The organism is Corynebacterium sp. ES2730-CONJ (genome assembly GCF_024834055.1).
Lineage (GTDB): Bacteria > Actinomycetota > Actinomycetes > Mycobacteriales > Mycobacteriaceae > Corynebacterium.
Genome location: NZ_JANUXZ010000001.1, coordinates 340,514 through 356,949, shown reverse-complemented (window position 1 = coordinate 356,949; position 16,436 = coordinate 340,514). Strand labels below are relative to the sequence as shown.

The 16,436-nt window shown below is 52.9% G+C and carries 13 protein-coding genes; 9 read left to right on the top strand and 4 right to left on the bottom strand.

The features are described 5' to 3' along the window. Positions 1 to 114: 114 nt before the first annotated feature. Complete coding sequence (locus NXS13_RS01645) at positions 115 to 984, top strand: phosphatidate cytidylyltransferase (protein WP_259076297.1); 870 nt, start codon at positions 115 to 117, stop codon at positions 982 to 984. A 67-nt stretch (positions 985 to 1,051) separates the two neighbouring features. On the opposite strand, the gene NXS13_RS01640 is transcribed toward NXS13_RS01645, so the two are convergent. Further along, entirely contained in the window at positions 1,052 to 1,480 is a 429-nt protein-coding gene (locus NXS13_RS01640) for a lipopolysaccharide assembly LapA domain-containing protein (protein WP_259289258.1), read from the bottom strand. Between the two features lie 487 nt (positions 1,481 to 1,967). Here NXS13_RS01640 and rlmN point away from each other — a divergent pair, with 487 nt between their 5' ends. After that, positions 1,968 to 3,080, top strand: a complete 1,113-nt coding sequence (gene rlmN / locus NXS13_RS01635) for a 23S rRNA (adenine(2503)-C(2))-methyltransferase RlmN (RefSeq protein WP_259076299.1) — start codon at positions 1,968 to 1,970, stop codon at positions 3,078 to 3,080. Between the two features lie 56 nt (positions 3,081 to 3,136). On the opposite strand, the gene NXS13_RS01630 is transcribed toward rlmN, so the two are convergent. Beyond that, a complete protein-coding gene (locus NXS13_RS01630; RefSeq protein ID WP_259076300.1) occupies positions 3,137 to 3,559 on the bottom strand; it encodes a DUF2631 domain-containing protein in 423 nt (140 codons plus the stop codon). Positions 3,560 to 3,897: 338 nt separating this feature from the next. Between NXS13_RS01630 and dxr the strand changes: the two genes are divergently transcribed. The 6 genes from dxr (at position 3,898) to NXS13_RS01600 (ending at position 11,997) form a co-directional block, all read left to right on the top strand. Beyond that, the gene (gene dxr, locus NXS13_RS01625) at positions 3,898 to 5,061 is read left to right on the top strand and encodes a 1-deoxy-D-xylulose-5-phosphate reductoisomerase (protein WP_396124886.1); all 1,164 of its coding nucleotides are present in this window, start codon (positions 3,898 to 3,900) and stop codon (positions 5,059 to 5,061) included. 22 nt (positions 5,062 to 5,083) lie between these two features. Further along, the gene (locus NXS13_RS01620) at positions 5,084 to 6,289 is read left to right on the top strand and encodes an RIP metalloprotease (RefSeq protein WP_259157669.1); all 1,206 of its coding nucleotides are present in this window, start codon (positions 5,084 to 5,086) and stop codon (positions 6,287 to 6,289) included. A 165-nt stretch (positions 6,290 to 6,454) separates the two neighbouring features. Beyond that, positions 6,455 to 7,645, top strand: a complete 1,191-nt coding sequence (gene ispG / locus NXS13_RS01615) for a flavodoxin-dependent (E)-4-hydroxy-3-methylbut-2-enyl-diphosphate synthase (protein ID WP_259076302.1) — start codon at positions 6,455 to 6,457, stop codon at positions 7,643 to 7,645. Positions 7,646 to 7,763: 118 nt separating this feature from the next. Beyond that, positions 7,764 to 9,599 (top strand): penicillin-binding transpeptidase domain-containing protein, encoded by a 1,836-nt coding sequence (locus NXS13_RS01610; RefSeq protein WP_259289257.1) that lies wholly within the window; start codon positions 7,764 to 7,766, stop codon positions 9,597 to 9,599. Between the two features lie 62 nt (positions 9,600 to 9,661). Further along, positions 9,662 to 10,534, top strand: coding sequence for a type I methionyl aminopeptidase (gene map, locus NXS13_RS01605; RefSeq protein WP_259076306.1), 873 nt, complete (start codon positions 9,662 to 9,664; stop codon positions 10,532 to 10,534). 23 nt (positions 10,535 to 10,557) lie between these two features. After that, positions 10,558 to 11,997 carry a cobyric acid synthase gene (locus NXS13_RS01600; protein ID WP_259157671.1) on the top strand — a complete coding sequence of 480 codons (1,440 nt, stop codon included), beginning with the start codon at positions 10,558 to 10,560 and terminating at the stop codon, positions 11,995 to 11,997. 48 nt (positions 11,998 to 12,045) lie between these two features. On the opposite strand, the gene mtr is transcribed toward NXS13_RS01600, so the two are convergent. Together mtr and NXS13_RS01590 are read right to left on the bottom strand one after the other, a co-directional pair. Further along, positions 12,046 to 13,434 carry a mycothione reductase gene (mtr, locus tag NXS13_RS01595; protein WP_259157674.1) on the bottom strand — a complete coding sequence of 463 codons (1,389 nt, stop codon included), beginning with the start codon at positions 13,432 to 13,434 and terminating at the stop codon, positions 12,046 to 12,048. Between the two features lie 21 nt (positions 13,435 to 13,455). Then, positions 13,456 to 14,514 carry an alpha/beta hydrolase gene (locus tag NXS13_RS01590; RefSeq protein ID WP_259076312.1) on the bottom strand — a complete coding sequence of 353 codons (1,059 nt, stop codon included), beginning with the start codon at positions 14,512 to 14,514 and terminating at the stop codon, positions 13,456 to 13,458. Between the two features lie 407 nt (positions 14,515 to 14,921). Between NXS13_RS01590 and mqo the strand changes: the two genes are divergently transcribed. After that, a complete protein-coding gene (gene mqo / locus NXS13_RS01585; RefSeq protein WP_259077087.1) occupies positions 14,922 to 16,421 on the top strand; it encodes a malate dehydrogenase (quinone) in 1,500 nt (499 codons plus the stop codon). Positions 16,422 to 16,436: the final 15 nt, after the last annotated feature.

The following is a 16,436-nucleotide window of genomic DNA, read 5'->3' as shown; positions in this document are numbered from 1 at the left end:
CCCCGAATTCGGCCGTTATCGATATGAGGAAAACGGCTCGGCCCGCACAAGCCTTCTGATCCTCTCATATTCTCTGAGGATCTATGGCGCGTGCGTGATTGAAGGAAATGATTAATGCCGTCCACACCTCGCCGCTTACCTAGGCCTAGGAATTCTGCGGGGCGCGATCTCAAACAAGCGATTCTGATTGGAGTCGCCCTCTTTGTGCTCGCTGCCCTCGCAATGTTCTCGGGACCTCATGGTTGGTACCTCTTCGTCTCCATCGCCATCTCCATTGCTATGTGGGAAGTGATGTCGCGGTTGAATGAAAAGGGCTATATCGTCCAACGCTGGTGGCTGCAAATTGGGGGCCAACTGATGCTGTGGCTCAGTCTCTTCTTTGGCCCCAAGGGGTTAGTCTCCGGATTTGTCACGGCCGTGTTATTACTAATGTTCTCTAGACTCTTCCACCACGGACGCCACGCCCCGCCACAAAACTATTTGCGTGATACCGCTATGGGAATCTTTGTCCTTACGTGGGTCCCGTTATTTGGTAGCTTTGCTGCGATGATGTCTTTGCTTGAGGGCGACGGCGGAATAAGCGGGACGATGTTTATTGCTACCTTCGCGCTGTGCGTGATTGCCTCCGACACGGGTGGATATATCGTCGGGGTGCTCATCGGCTCTCACCCCATGGCTCCGGCCGTTAGCCCCAAAAAGAGCTGGGAGGGCTTTGCAGGCTCCGTAATTTTTGGGGTAGCTACTGGAGCCATGAGTGTGCACTTTCTCCTCGGCTACGAATGGTTCTGGGGGATAGCTCTGGGGATTGGTCTTGTTATTTGTGCCACTCTGGGTGATCTCGTTGAATCCCAATTTAAGCGCGAATTAGGAATTAAGGATATGTCGGACTTGCTCCCTGGCCATGGTGGCGTCATGGATCGCTTTGACGGCATGCTGCCCGCAGCCATGGTGACGTGGTTAGTCTTGAGTTTTATTGCAAGCTAAATATCAAATGAGAAAACCGTAGCGCCGAGGGAGCTACGGTTTTTTCGATCTTTTTTAAAGCGAAGAACTAGATGTGGTGAGCAGCTTTCTTCACTTGACTGCGCAATTGTAGAATGCGTACACCGCCGACCAAAGCCATAATAAGTGCGCCTGCAATAGCTGCGAGAAGGAAGCCAACCCCAGCTGGGAACGTAAAGTTCCAAGCGAATAAGACCAGTTCAATTTGTTGCTGATTTTGCAGGATGAAGACCAAAAGAACAATAAGAAGCAGCGCCCCTAGGATCAAGGCCACCCATGTGCCACCGGCAATAGAGCTTTTTACCTCGGATGTGGAAGATGTCGCGCTCGCTTTATCCTCGTTGACCGCGGTGGCAGGCGTCACAGCTGCACCTTCATGGGCAACAGGGGTGATTGAAGTCGCGGGATTTGCATCGCCAGGGTTGACCACGACCGGATCGGCGTCTAGGGGATGAGATTCGGGATTAAGTTGATTCATATTATCAATTCAACGTTAAGCAGCGGAACAACGCAACTATTTTTCACAGCTAAACCACCACAATCCCCCAATCGTATAAAGCTGGCCCCAAGGGGTATTGCCCGCGACCTTCTCAAGGTTCTCCCAACCCAAGTGGCAACTGTCAGTTTTAAAAGTTTAAGATATGGACTCTATCGAAGGGAGAGGGCTCATACTAAGGGAAATATCGCCTGGACGCACAGCCTACTAGCAGCCCTGATATATATACCATCACCATCGCGTGCAATGCCCCTAAATATTTGCGGAAGTTCAGAGTGATCGTTACCGGCGCCTGCTATATACAGGGTGAGCATTAGAACGAAAAATATAACCGTCCGATAGCTCCATCGCAACGGTGTTGGAGCTCGCGGCGGCAGATGGAATCTGGAGCACGCCTGGCACGGCTGGGTAGAACGAGAATCTGTGCTTAATCGACCTTTGCATCAAAACATGAAAAGATGGAGTGACTATGGCTACTGCAATTCCTCTCAATTTCTCCACCCCACGGCGATCCATGCCACCTACTCACTTTGCTGACTTAAACACCGCGGAGCGTCAGGCTGCAGCCGAAGCGATGGGGCTGCCCAGGTTTCGGATCAATCAGCTAGCCAAACATTATTACGGGCGTCTCGAATCCGACCCGCGCACCATGACCGATCTACCTGCGAAGGATCGTGAACGTGTGGCGGAAAAGCTTTTTCCACCGTTGATGAGGCAGGTGCGGGTAGTCGAGGCTGATGATGGGGAGACCCAAAAAACCTTATGGCGACTGCACGACGGGACTCTCCTGGAGTCAGTATTAATGCGCTATCCACAACGCGCAACCTTGTGTATCTCCTCTCAGGCGGGCTGTGGAATGGCATGTCCGTTCTGCGCGACTGGGCAGGGAGGGCTGGATCGCAATTTATCCACCGGAGAAATCGTCGATCAGGTGCGCGCCGCGGCCGCAACGATGGCTAGTGAGGGTGGACGCCTCTCCAATATCGTATTTATGGGAATGGGAGAACCGCTAGCGAACTATAAGCGTGTGGTTTCTGCAGTGCGCCAAATTACGCAACCCGTTCCCGAGGGTTTTGGAATATCGCAGCGAAATGTAACCGTCTCGACGGTGGGTCTCGCACCTGCGATTCGCAAGTTAGCGGACGAAGATCTCTCCGTTACACTAGCCGTTTCACTGCATACCCCCGACGACGAGTTGCGCGATAGCTTAGTCCCCGTCAATAACCGTTGGGCGGTAGAGGAGGTCCTCGACGCCGCCGCTTATTATGCGGATCGGTCCGGACGGCGCGTTTCCATCGAATATGCACTCATCAGAGATATCAACGATCAAGGGTGGCGCGCTGATCTTCTAGGCAAACGATTACACAAGGCGCTCGGATCCAAGGCGCATGTGAATCTCATTCCCCTCAATCCGACCCCGGGGTCTCAATGGGACGCATCGCCTGTAGAACGCCAGGAAGAGTTTGTACGCCGTGTTATCGCTCAGGGCGTTACGTGCACAGTTCGCAATACCAAGGGCCAGGAGATAGCCGCCGCCTGTGGGCAGCTTGCCGCCGATGAACTGAGCCAATCATCGCAGTAGAATTATAAAAAAGGAACGGCCAAATCGGCCGTTCCTTTTTTTAAGATGCGTAGCGCTTAGTTGTCGAGGGCACGCAAGTGTGCCACACGCGAAGGCTCGATATTGAGAGCGCGCAACTCAGAGTCTTTCAGCTGAGCATAAGGGCCAGAGACCGTGGCTTGAAGATAGGCCCAGTCTGGTTCCTCATGGCCTAAGGGCTTATTGCGCGCGGTGAGAGTCCGCGTTTGTTTACCCTGGGGCTCGAAGATCTGCCACAGCAGTCCGACGGCAATAAGAGCCGCGAAAGTAAAGAGATAAAAGGTTTCTACATGTCCGGTATGATTACCAAAATTGTAGGCCAACAGGATAAATACAGTGGTCCATCCAGATAGCTGGACAGCGTGGCGGCCTAGATGGTGCCACCCCCATGCAGCCGAAGGCTCATCCAAAGTGGACACACCATTATGAACTTCCGGGGTGATTTCGTGTGAACCTGCCACGCGAGTCTCCTTATATTACTTACTGATACTTCGCTACTAATAATACTGGTTATACGTCACCATTTTGGCATATCGGTACCGCAAATGCGAGGTGGGTCTAAACCCCATGCGCTGCAGAAGGATCCAGCACATACCGTATACGCGCTTTATTGTGCTCGAAGCCTTGGTGGCGCCATCATGAATCCTGATGACGTCACTTAGTGCGATCACATCCATCCACCAAAAGTACAGCCACTATAGGGGGATGGTGGCTATTATCGATAGGATTGAGATCCGCATTTTACCCAGTTACAGGCAACTATTCTCCAGTTGGGCACATTAGTGGAACAATAGAAAAGATGAGCAAGCGAATTTTAATTTTGGGCAGTACGGGCTCGATCGGCACCCAGGCCCTCGAGGTGATCGCCGATAACCCCGATAAATTCACGGTATGTGGCATAGCTGCCGGTGGTCGCAACCCAGAACTTATCATCTCTCAGGCTCGTGCTCTCGGTTTGACCCCCGATCACATAGCTGTCGCTGACCCCGCAGCGGCCGCGGTAGTCTCTCAAGCTCTCGGTGGAGCAGTACTCCAAGGATCCGATTCTGCGAAGGAACTTGTGGAGGCAGTACCCGCCGATACCGTTTTGAACGCGCTGGTAGGCTCCATGGGCTTGGCTGCAACGATGGCCACGCTAGCCAGCGGTGCTTATTTGGCTTTGGCTAATAAAGAATCCCTTGTCGCAGGTGGACGTTTGGCCATAGCAGCAGCTGAGCCGGGTCAGATCATCCCTGTAGACTCCGAACACTCCGCCATGGCACAGTGTCTTCTAGCTGGACACCGCGAAGAAGTAGCGCGCATCGTACTTACGGCCTCAGGGGGTCCCTTCCGTGGTTGGACACGACAGCAAATGTGGGATGTCAGCCCTCAGCAGGCGGCCAATCATCCCACGTGGTCCATGGGGCAGATGAATACCCTAAATTCAGCTTCGATGGTGAATAAGGGGCTAGAGCTAATCGAAGCCACCTTGCTTTTCGATATCGCTCCGGATCTCATTGAAGTCACCGTGCACCCGCAATCTATAGTGCATTCCATGATCACCTTCCACGACGGGGCAACTATTGCTCAGGCTTCGCCCCCTTCGATGAAACTGCCTATTTCTCTGGCACTCAACTGGCCTCACCGCGTGAAGGAGGCTCAACCAGCCCTCCAATTTTCCCACCAGCATATGTGGGAATTTGAGCCCCTCGATGATGAGGCATTTCCTGCCGTGCGTCTTGCTCGACTAGCAGCTGGCGAAGGTGGAACCTATCCAGCAGTGTATAACGCAGCCAATGAACAAGCGGCTGCTGCCTATTTGAAAGGGTCCATTAAATTCCCGCAGATCGTCGACACCGTGGATGAGATACTCTCCCAAGCCCCAGCTTTTGCCGAACCCGCCACCACAATCGACGAGGTCCTCGCCGTTGAGCGAGAGGCGAGGCTGCGCACGGACCAATTCCTCAGGACCATAACTAGGTAATTTTGCGGAGAAAGATAATTAGATGAGCTATATAGCAGGAGTGATACTGTTCGCCCTAGGAATTGCACTCACAATCGCTTTGCACGAGTGGGGGCACTATTTTGCGGCTCGGTCTTTTCATATGAAGGTGCGGCGCTATTTCATCGGATTCGGACCCACCCTCTTTTCCGTGCATCGCGGGCACACAGAATACGGCTTGAAGATGATCCCTCTCGGTGGTTTCTGCGAGATTGCTGGGATGACCAATCAGGACGAGGTCACCGCGGAGGAGGCCCCCTATGCGATGCGTAATCGGCCGTGGTGGCAGCGTGTCATCGTCATGATGGGAGGAATCGCGATGAACCTCCTGATTGCCGTCACAATCCTCTATGGCATAGCTGTATCTTCTGGCTTGCCCGACCCACGTGCAGATGTGCGTGCCACTGTGGCGAGCACTGGGTGCGTCGCTGAAATACAGCGAGCGGATGGATCCCTCAGTGAATGTTCCGGCCTCGGGCCCGCGGGGGAGGCGGGGATTCAGCCAGGTGATAAGATCATCGCCGCAAACGGCAATCCCCTCGGAAATTTCGGTGAGCTGCGACAATATATTCTCGACAAACCGGGTAAAGTGATCGAGCTCAGTATAGAACGAGCTGGAGAGGTGCAGGATATAACGGTGCAGGTGGCCGCGGCTCGCAGGATTACCACCACGGGTGAATCCGTGACGGTTGGAGCTATTGGAATTAGCAGCGCCCCGCTTGATTATATCAAGCGATTTGGCCCCATCGAAGCAGTATCGGCCACGGCCTCCTTCACCAATACCGCAGTCAAGGAAACCGCTCGCGGACTTGCACAGTTCCCAGCGAAGATCCCCGGCGTCGTAGCCTCTATTTTTGGCGCAGAGCGTGCTCAAGATGGTCCTATTAGTGTGGTGGGAGCTTCGAGAGTAGGCGGCGAATTAGTAGAGCGATCTTTATGGGCTATGTTTTTTATGATGCTTGCCAGCCTTAATCTTTTCCTCGCATTTTTTAATCTCGTACCATTACCGCCTCTCGATGGCGGACATATTATTGTGGTGCTCTACGAGAAAGTGCGAGATTTCTTCCGCGCCCTCCGCGGCCTAGCCCCAGCCGGACCAGCCGATTACACCAAACTCATTCCGGTCACCTTATTTTTTGCAGGTTTACTGACTATTGTCGGAGTGCTTGTTATCGTGGCCGATATAGTGAACCCAGTTCGGTTATTCTAATGCTGAGCTTTAGCTATCGCTCGCTTATATCTTAGGGAAACCTAAGGTATAGGCACTGCCAAGCGCTGCCCACGTCGGTGGTAGGCTATGAAAAAGAAGCACCGGTTTACTAACTCATTAAGTCCGATTTGAGGCTTCGCACATTTTTCATTTCCCCCTTGGGGAATGACGGATAAAGGAGTAACTGTTTCAGTGTCTACCTCGATAGGTTTAGGTCTTCCCTCAACTCCGCCCCGAGTTTTGGCCCCACGGCGCACCACCCGTCAACTGCAGGTTGGTAGCGTAGGCGTCGGTTCCGAATATCCCATCTCAGTTCAATCAATGACAACCACCAAGACGCACGATATCAATGCCACCCTGCAGCAAATTGCGCAGCTTACGGCATCAGGCTGCGATATCGTACGCGTTGCCTGCCCCAAACCCATCGACGCTGAAGCGCTGCCGATTATTGCGAAGAAATCGCCCATTCCAGTGATTGCCGATATTCACTTTCAGCCGAAATATATTTTCGCAGCTATCGAAGCAGGCTGTGCGGCAGTGCGTGTTAATCCAGGAAATATCAAGGAATTCGACGGCCGAGTTAAAGAGGTGGCCCTAGCGGCCGGTGAAGCTGGGGTTCCCATTCGGATCGGTGTTAACGCTGGATCCCTCGATAAGCGCCAACTAGAGAAATATGGGAAAGCCACGCCTGAGGCCCTCGTGGAATCTGCGCTGTGGGAGGCTTCTCTATTTGAAGAACACGGATTCGGCGACATTAAGATCTCTGTCAAACACAACGACCCAGTCATCATGGTGGAAGCCTACCGCCAACTAGCTGCGCAGTGTGATTACCCGCTTCATCTTGGCGTTACCGAGGCCGGCCCAGCCTTCCAAGGCACGATCAAGTCTGCTGTTGCCTTTGGTGCACTCTTATCCGAGGGAATCGGCGATACGATTAGGGTGTCACTGTCGGCGGATCCAAAAGAAGAAGTCAAAGTTGGCGACCAAATCCTGCAATCGCTGGGACTTCGTGAACGTGGCCTCGAAATTGTTTCATGCCCATCCTGCGGACGTGCTCAAGTTGACGTGTATACCCTAGCCGAAGAAGTATCGGCTGCTCTTGACGGCATGAATATTCCACTGCGAGTCGCTGTTATGGGTTGCGTGGTCAATGGACCTGGGGAAGCCCGAGACGCCGATCTGGGAGTAGCTTCCGGTAATGGCAAGGGGCAAATCTTTGTCAAGGGAGAAGTTATAAAGACGGTTCCGGAATCCCAGATAGTGGAAACTTTGATCGAAGAAGCTATGAAGATTGCTGAGGCTGAGGGCCTCGAAATCAAAGAGGGTGGAACCACTAAAGTTTCCATCACATCCTAAAGATTTCCTCCACGCATATAACCCGACGGTCCCGCTTCAAGACCGTCGGGTTTTGTCTCGATCAAAGAAATAGGTGCGCCATCGCAATAAGCACATGGCTGAGTGCTAAAATTTTCCCATGATCAGAGCTTTATTGCGGTCACCGCAGGCCCTTGTATGCGCCGTTTTCCTCATCGCTTCGCTTACGGCCTGTACCCCTAAACCAGCCGCAGTAAAGCCAATAGCGCAAGAATTTCTCTCCCACTTTATCGACCAAGATTTCGCCGCAGCCGCTGCTCTTACCGATATACCGAAAGACGCGGAAAATGTCCTCGCGGAAACTTTCCAAGGGCTGCAAGCCGACGCTCTCGAGGCTACTATCACAAAGGTCGAGGCGCGTGAAACTCTAGCTACAGTCTACTACCAGCTCACATGGATTATCCCGCGCGAGCGCACTTTGGAATATGAGAGCTCTCTGGTTTTAAATAAATTCAACGATCAGTGGGTGATCCGTTGGCAGCCCTCGATAATTCACCCGCGCTTAGGGGCCAATCAGCACCTAGAGTTACGTGCCATTAATGCCCAACGGGCAAGCATCATTTCCTCTGATGGGGCAGCAGTACTCGTTCCGGGAGTTGTGGATCGGATCCTGGTCGATCTCGATCAAGTAGGGGATCGACGAGCAATGGCACGGGCCATTGCGGCAGCATTCGCCGAGATTCACCGCACTGATCCCAACGCTCTCCTTATCGATGAGGCCACTCTAGCCGCTAATCTACAAGAAGCCAGCGGAGTTTACTCGGTGACCACCGCGCGCAAGGAAATATCAGCTCAGATCAAGGCTATTTTGGGAGGAAAACCGGGAATAATTTTCCACGAAGAAGCAGCGATGGTGTCAACAGATCCGGGATTTGCGCCCGAGATCGTGTCCCGTGTGGCCCACCTCGTCAACGATCGTCTCGACGGAGTCAACGGCTGGCGTATCGTGGTGGTGACCCACGATGGAGCGGTGATTGATACCATCGAGCACCACGAACCGGATACTGCTCCCGCCATCGAGATTAGTTTGGATCATCTTGTGCAACGGGCTGCGGAGGAAGCCGTGGCGATGCGCAGTGAGCAACAAGCCATAATTCTCGCACTACGCCCCACAACGGGAGAGATTTTGGCGGTGGCTCAAACAAAAGAAGCAGATAAACAAGGTGCCCTCGGCCTGACGGGCCTATTCCCACCTGGTTCGACATTTAAAATTATCACCGCTGCAGCGGGTATCGAACAAGGGGGCCTTCACCCCGACACTGTGGTCCCTTGCCCTGGTTCGATGAATATCTATGGACGCATAGTCAATAACTATAGTGGCTTCAGCCTCGGAAATGTTCCCTTAGAAACCGCGTTTGCGCGTTCCTGCAACACGACATTCGCACAGATATCAACCGACTTGCACGCAGGAGAACTGCAGGCTGTCGCTAAGGAATTCGGCCTCGGAGTGGACTATGAGATCCCGGGACTCGCCACCGTGACTGGCTCGGTCCCCACAGGGGAGAAGCCCCTTGAACGTACAGAGTCCGGCTACGGCCAAGGAGAGGTTTTAGTCAGTCCATTTGGGCTTGCTTTGGCCTCGTCGACCGCCGCAACCGGAAAAACTCCACTCCCGTGGCTGATCTCTGGGTTTGACACCAAGGTAACAGGAAAGAAGAAAGATCCCGATCCAGCTACTATCGAACAATTGCGGGCTCTAATGGGTGCCGTGACCGAACCAGGGGGCACGGCCGCCGGAATGCGCGCTGGTGGAAAGATTTTCGCGAAGACAGGCGAGGCCGAAATTAACTCAGGATCCCACTCATGGTTTACAGGGTATCGTGATGATATCGCATTTGCCACGCTCATCGTCCTCGGTGGGGGTTCAGAATCGGCTGTAGCGATGACCGATCGCTTCTTTAGTCGTCTCGATGAGCTAAGAGAGGGCGGGCAATAGGAAGATGATCTGGTCGGGTAGAAAATCGCGACCTGAAGCGGGGGCGTACTACGATAGAACTCATGCAGAAAAGAAGTCCCATTAAGCCTGGAAAACCCACTCCGATTCGCACCGTCCCGGATAGCATAGAACGACCAGAGTATGTGTGGAAGAAAAAGGTTCGTGAAAATATGGGCGAGCCTTTTATCCAGACCCCCGAGGTCATCGAAGCTATGAGGGAGTCATCCGCCATTGCCGCCAGCGCCCTACAGGAAGCTGGTAAGGCAGTCGCCCCAGGAGTGACTACCGACGAGCTCGACCGTATTGCTCACGAGTATATGCTCGATCACGGCGCTTACCCATCGACCCTAGGTTATCTTGGTTTTCCCAAGTCCTGTTGCGTATCGCTTAACGAGATCGTATGCCACGGAATTCCCGATTCCACGGTGATTCAGGACGGGGATATAGTCAATATAGACGTCACGGCTTACAAAAATGGAGTGCATGGCGACACTAACGCTACTTTTCTCGCTGGCAACGTCTCGGAGGAACACCGCCTCCTCGTCGAGCGCACGCACGAGGCAACAATGCGAGGGATTCGCGCGGCCAAACCAGGCCGTAAAATCAATGTGATTGGTCGCGTGATCGAATCATATGCCAAGCGGTTTGGCTATAACGTAGTACGGGATTTCACTGGCCACGGAGTGGGGCCCACCTTCCATAACGGACTCGTGGTTCTCCACTATGATTCCGACGCCTATACGGATACCCTACAACCAGGAATGACCTTAACCGTCGAACCCATGATTAATCTGGGATCCCTAGACTACCGGATCTGGAAAGACGGGTGGACCGTGCAAAATACCGATCACAAATTCACCGCACAATTCGAACATACCTTCGTGATCACAGACGACGGGAATGAAATTCTCACTATTCCCAGCTCCGGCTCATAGCCTATTCACGGGTAACGAATAATATGGTGAGTTTCTTAGTAGCAGGATGTACTTCCGACGCGGGTAAATCCGTGGTCGTAGCCGGACTTTGCCGCGCTTTCTATCGCCGCGGCGTCGCAGTAGCACCCTTCAAAGCCCAAAATATGTCCAATAATTCTGACGTCACCCCTGATGGTGGTGAGATCGGACGGGCACAGGCATTCCAGGCCCTTGCTGCAGGTCTTGAGCCGGAGACAAAATTCAATCCAGTTCTGCTCAAACCCGGCAGCGATCGCACTAGCCAGCTTGTCGTGCGAGGCCAAGCGATGGGAGTAGTAAGCGCCCACGATTATTTTCACCACCGTAGCCATATTCGCGATGTAGCGGTGACAGCGTTGAAAGAACTTGAACAGGAATTTGACCTCGTCATCTGTGAGGGGGCGGGATCTCCCGCCGAGATCAATCTCCGTCACACTGATATAGCGAACTTCGGTCTTGCAGAGAAAGCGAATTTGCCCGTTTATCTTGTCGGAGATATCGACCGTGGTGGGGTCTTAGCCCATTTTTACGGCACACACCAGATCGTTAGTCCCGCAGACCGAGCTCGCATTCAAGGTTTTGTAGTGAACAAATTCCGTGGAACACAATCACTACTCGAGCCGGGATTGGCAGAATTAGAGCGACTCACCGGTGTGGCAACAAAAGCCGTCTTGCCCTTTATCGAGGGCTTGTGGATCGATGCAGAAGATTCCCTGCAGTCCCAACCTGGAGCTACCATCGGCCCGCACCAGCAGGCCCTCGGCTCACAGCGCATTAACGTTGCAGCTATCAGGCTGCCGCGTATCTCTAACGCCACCGATATCGAGGCACTCGCCACCGAACCTGGGATAAATGCAAGTTTCAGTGTCGATCCCGACTATATCGCCGAAGCTGATCTAGTTGTCATCCCTGGGAGTAAATCCACTCTCTCGGATCTACAATGGCTGCATGATACTCACATCGCCGCAGCCCTCGAGCACCGTCGCATCAATAATCTACCGACGCTTGGAATTTGCGGGGGATTTCAAATGATGTGCAAGACCATCGTCGATACAGTCGAATCTAGTGATCAGACCTCAGCTCAGGGCCTAAATTTCTTCGATGCCGATATAGAATTCGCCGACACCAAAACCCTGATCCGTCATGACCACGGGGCCTATGAAGTGCACTATGGCCAGCTGGTGCGAGCACACGATGACCCGTGGATTTCAGGCGAGGGATTAAGGCGCGGAAACTTCTTTGGCACTCATCGGCACGGGCAAATGGAAAATAACAACTTCCGGCGTGAATTCCTCGGAGACATCGCAGGTGCGCTAGGAAAAAACGATTTTGTTATCAGCCCCACTACCGATTTCGCAGCTGAACGGTTGACACAACTCGATATGATCGCGGACCATATTGAAGACCATTGGGATCTCGATCAGCTTCTTCAGGAAATATCCTAAAATATCCCCGCGATCGCTACGTAGAGATCGCGGGGGTACGTGCAGATTTTAGGCCGACGCAAACTCCAGTCCTAAGAGAGCATTTTCCACAACTTCCGGCAGAGCTGGGTGAATCCAGTACTGCTTGCGGGCAAATTCTTTGATATTAAGATCATAAGACATCGCAGTGATCAGCGGCTGGATCAGGGTGGAAGCTTGGGGGCCAACTATATGGGCTCCCAAAAGTTTCTCACTGTCCCTATCTGCAATAAGTTTGACAAAGCCCGTGGTGTCCTCCATAGCCCATCCGTAGGCTACATCTTTGTAGTCTTGGATTTTCACGGTTAGCTCATGACCCTGCTGGCGTGCGGCAGCCTCCGTGAGACCTATACTAGCAATCTGAGGATGGGTGAAAATGGCAAAAGGCACGTTGTCATGGGGCATGGGAACGAGATCATGAGGGTGGAGGAGATTGTGGCTAATCGCCCGGGACTCTGCGTTAGCAACGTGCTTGAGCTGGAATGGTGAGGATATATCTCCCAGAGCCCATACGCCCTCAGCCGTAGTGCGCCCGAAATCATCGACCTTGATCCGACCTGCATCGAGTTCGATGCCAGCCTTTTCTAGATCCATCAAATCTCCATTAGGGATGCGCCCGGTTGCTACTAGCAACATATCTGCATGCACGGTGTGACCATTGTCGAGAACGAGATCCACGGCTCCTGTTTCTTTTGACTGCTCAGCTTTAACAATCTCGACACCCACGTGGGTATCCATCTGCTGCGCTGTAAGTGTCGTGATCCGCTCGGCGATATCAGCATCCAATCGCCGCAAGAGAAGATCCGAACGGTTAATGATGGTTACTTTTACTCCCAGCTGATGGAAGATATGGGCAAATTCGAGAGCGATAAAGCCGCCACCCCACACCGCCATCGTCTCAGGAAGGCGCTCGATGCGCATGATATTTTCGTTAGTAAAAAAATCAATATCCCGGACTACTTCGGGGATTCTTGGCCGAGCGCCAGCAGCGATGACGATGTCCTCAGCGGTAATTTCCCATTCCTCTGCACCCTGAGCGGTGCGAATAGTGCGGGGGCCGGTGAAACGAGCGTGCTGATCAAAAACCTCGATATTAGGCGTCTGAGGACCGCGTCGGTATTCCTCGCCGCCCGCTGAGATGGGGTCAATGCGTTCCTCGAATACGCGTTTTTGAATGCTGTTCCAATCAATCTCGCCGCGCTCGGAGGCGATGCCGTACTTCTCAGATTCGGCTATCATGCCCGCCACCTCGGAGGCGTAGACAAACATTTTAGTAGGAATGCATCCTACATTCAGGCAGGTGCCGCCAAACGCGCCCTTTTCTACGATAGCGATGGATTTATCGCGGAAGTCCTCGCCTGGAATCATATTTCCAGAACCGGCGCCTATAACGATGAGGTCAAAATGAGCAGTTTTCATAAAATTCCTTATAACGAGGGATTACTGAAGGTGTTGCAGCCACGTCGTCGAGGCCTGGAGAGCTCGGTCGCGGACGGGCCGCGGAGATAGATATAGATCGTGCATACCATCCTCGATCTCCACGATGGTCGAGTGTGAGGAAACAAAGGGCGCCCATTGTTTTATCTGATCAACATCGAGCACAGTATCACTCCGATGAGAATAATCGTCGATGACCATGGACGTGTGCGACCTCGAGGAACACAGAGTAAGGACCGGAACTCCTGTGTTGATGGTGCGGCGACGCAGTTTGAGCTGCGCCCTCATCACTGCACGCATCCACCCAAAGTACTTCTGGCACCCCCCAATCGGTTTCATCCGTGTATCAAAATCCCATTCCCCAGAGTAATCCTTGTGCACGGACTCTCCGTAAGTACCTAAATTCCCGAGCGTAAACGGGGTGAAAGGCTTGAAATAGCCTACGGTTCCGATCAACAGGTAAGCAAAAGGATACAATGCCTTCGGGAGTGGGACATCAAACCACGGGGAATTGAGAATAGCGGCTGTGACCACGGAGTGAAGGGTCGGGTTTGTACGCCTAATATGATCAAGCCAGTCGACGACAACGAGTCCGCCAGTCGAGTGACCGATGAGCACAATGGAGTCGTATTTCGAGCTGAGGAAATCCACCGCGGTACTCAAATCCGGGTAGTAGTGATCCATATGCGAGGTATAGTGCCACGTTTGACCCGCCTGTCGAGAGCGCCCACATTTACGCAAATCAAGAGCAAAGAAGTCAAAACTGTTGTGGGAAAAGTGCTCGGCTAAATGTGTCTGAAAAAAGTAGTCGGTCATACCGTGGATATAGAGGACGGCCGTTTGGGCTGGCTCTGTGCGGTGACTTTGGTGCCGGATGAGGGTGGTACTCACCCGTCCTTCCTCGTCCGGGTCAGACCCCAGATCAAAAGTAAGCTGCCGGAATTCCGAGCCTAGAATATCGTCCTCCCACTGAGCCGTATCCCAAGTCGGAGGTGCAGGCGGCACCTTTTTTCGGGGAAGATCTGGGCTATAGGAGCGTTCGGAATGCGTCGGTGATTTCATACTTCGTAGTGTAGCCCGAGTTTTATATCAGTGGCTTGAGGGATAGATGTAGATCACGGTAATGGGCCAGCCAACTGCTGGAAAAGGCCTCAGAAGTATCAAGGTGTAACTCAATAAAGGATGGATGGATAGGGGTAGCAGATGAATGGGACACCTAAAAAGGGGTGGGCATATGAGGCCTTTACGCACAGCCTCAGTGCAAGGATCGAGTCTATGATGGCGAGTAGGTACCATTTGTCTTGGGTCACACTCACTAGGGTGGAGTGGCGTACACTTATTCTTATCATTTTCTCACAAGGATAGTTGTCAGCACGCTACGGGCAACGAGATAGCTACTAGACCGTTTCAAGCTAGATATGCTTTCAGAAACAGATCTAACCAAGGAAGTTCTTACTATGAATAATGGCATAAATGACTCGATGACCGCGGGAAAAACAGTGGAGGATGATGTAGACGTCATCCTCATCGGCGCTGGGATTATGAGCGCTACCCTAGGCGCTATGCTGCGCACATTAGAGCCGCAGTGGTCGCAGCTCATCTTCGAACGCCTCGATGGTGCGGCGCTGGAATCATCGTCGCCCTGGAATAACGCAGGCACGGGTCACTCAGCACTGTGCGAGTTGAACTACACACCGGAAGTCAACGGGCGCATTGATATCTCCACCGCTCTTCAGACCAATGAGCGCTTCCAATTATCAAGGGAATTCTTGGCCTTCCAAGTCAACCAAGGAGTTTTACCCAATCCGCGGCAATTCATTCACCCGGTGCCTCATATCTCTTTTGGCAGAGGCCCCGATCAGGTGTCGTATTTGCGTAAGCGTTATGAAGCGCTTGCCCAGCATCCGCTATTCACAGGACTGAAATACTCCGATGACCGCGAAGTTTTCAATACCAAGCTGCCGCTGATGGCCGAGGGTCGAGATGCCAACGAAAAAGTGGCTATCTCCTGGTTCGATGGCGGGACCGATATCAACTATGGTGCATTAACTCGGCAGTTTTTGAAAAACGCCGCCGAGGAGGGTACCGAAATCCGCTACGGACATGAGGTAACCGACATCAAACGAGAGGGCAAGAAGTGGAAGGTCACAGTACGCAACGTTCACACCCGTGAAGAGTCGACCTATCGCGCCAATTTTGTATTCGTTGGCGCGGGCGGCATGGCTCTCCCACTTCTGCAGAAATCCAAAATCCCAGAGATCCGCGGTTACGGCGGATTCCCCGTGGCGGGGCAATGGTTGCGGTGTACAAATCCAGAGATTATCTCACGGCATCATGCCAAGGTCTATGGCAAAGCCGATATTGGGGCGCCTCCGATGTCGGTACCCCACCTCGACACGAGAATGATCGACGGTGAGAGGGGACTTCTATTTGGCCCCTATGCAGGATGGACGCCAAAATTCCTCAAGAATGGTTCCTGGTTTGATCTCTTGCACTCAGTCAAGCCAACGAACCTTCCTTCCTTATTGTCTGTCGGAGTCCGCGAATTAGGATTGACGAAATACCTCATTCAGGAATTGCTGAAAGATCGTTCCGCGAAAATGGAGTCGCTGCGCGCATATATGCCACTCGCCGAGGAAGATGACTGGGAGGTTGTGGTCGCAGGGCAGCGAGTTCAGGTCATCAAGCCGGTGGTTGGCCCGTCATTCGGCTCCCTCGAGTTTGGTACCACCCTGATCTCCCACCGCGATGGCTCGATCGCTGGGCTGCTCGGCGCCTCTCCCGGAGCTTCAATTGCTCCAGCAGCAATGGTCGAGGTTCTGGAACACTGCTTTGGAGAGCGCATGGTCTTGTGGGGCGACAAAATCAAGGAAATGATGCCATCCTATGGAGTGAAACTCGGAACTGACCGGGAACTCTTCAACAAGATGTGGGCCTATACCCAGCAGACTCTGCAATTAGAAGAGTAACGGCTGCGAAAAATA

Coding starts and splice junctions, on each gene's coding strand:
- NXS13_RS01645 (WP_259076297.1), top strand. CDS start 115: ATGCCGTCCACACCTCGCCGCTTACCTAGGCCTAGGAATTCTGCGGGG.
- NXS13_RS01640 (WP_259289258.1), bottom strand. CDS start 1,480: ATGAATCAACTTAATCCCGAATCTCATCCCCTAGACGCCGATCCGGTC.
- rlmN (WP_259076299.1), top strand. CDS start 1,968: ATGGCTACTGCAATTCCTCTCAATTTCTCCACCCCACGGCGATCCATG.
- dxr (WP_396124886.1), top strand. CDS start 3,898: ATGAGCAAGCGAATTTTAATTTTGGGCAGTACGGGCTCGATCGGCACC.
- NXS13_RS01620 (WP_259157669.1), top strand. CDS start 5,084: ATGAGCTATATAGCAGGAGTGATACTGTTCGCCCTAGGAATTGCACTC.
- ispG (WP_259076302.1), top strand. CDS start 6,455: ATGACGGATAAAGGAGTAACTGTTTCAGTGTCTACCTCGATAGGTTTA.
- NXS13_RS01610 (WP_259289257.1), top strand. CDS start 7,764: ATGATCAGAGCTTTATTGCGGTCACCGCAGGCCCTTGTATGCGCCGTT.
- map (WP_259076306.1), top strand. CDS start 9,662: ATGCAGAAAAGAAGTCCCATTAAGCCTGGAAAACCCACTCCGATTCGC.
- NXS13_RS01600 (WP_259157671.1), top strand. CDS start 10,558: ATGGTGAGTTTCTTAGTAGCAGGATGTACTTCCGACGCGGGTAAATCC.
- mtr (WP_259157674.1), bottom strand. CDS start 13,434: ATGAAAACTGCTCATTTTGACCTCATCGTTATAGGCGCCGGTTCTGGA.
- NXS13_RS01590 (WP_259076312.1), bottom strand. CDS start 14,514: ATGAAATCACCGACGCATTCCGAACGCTCCTATAGCCCAGATCTTCCC.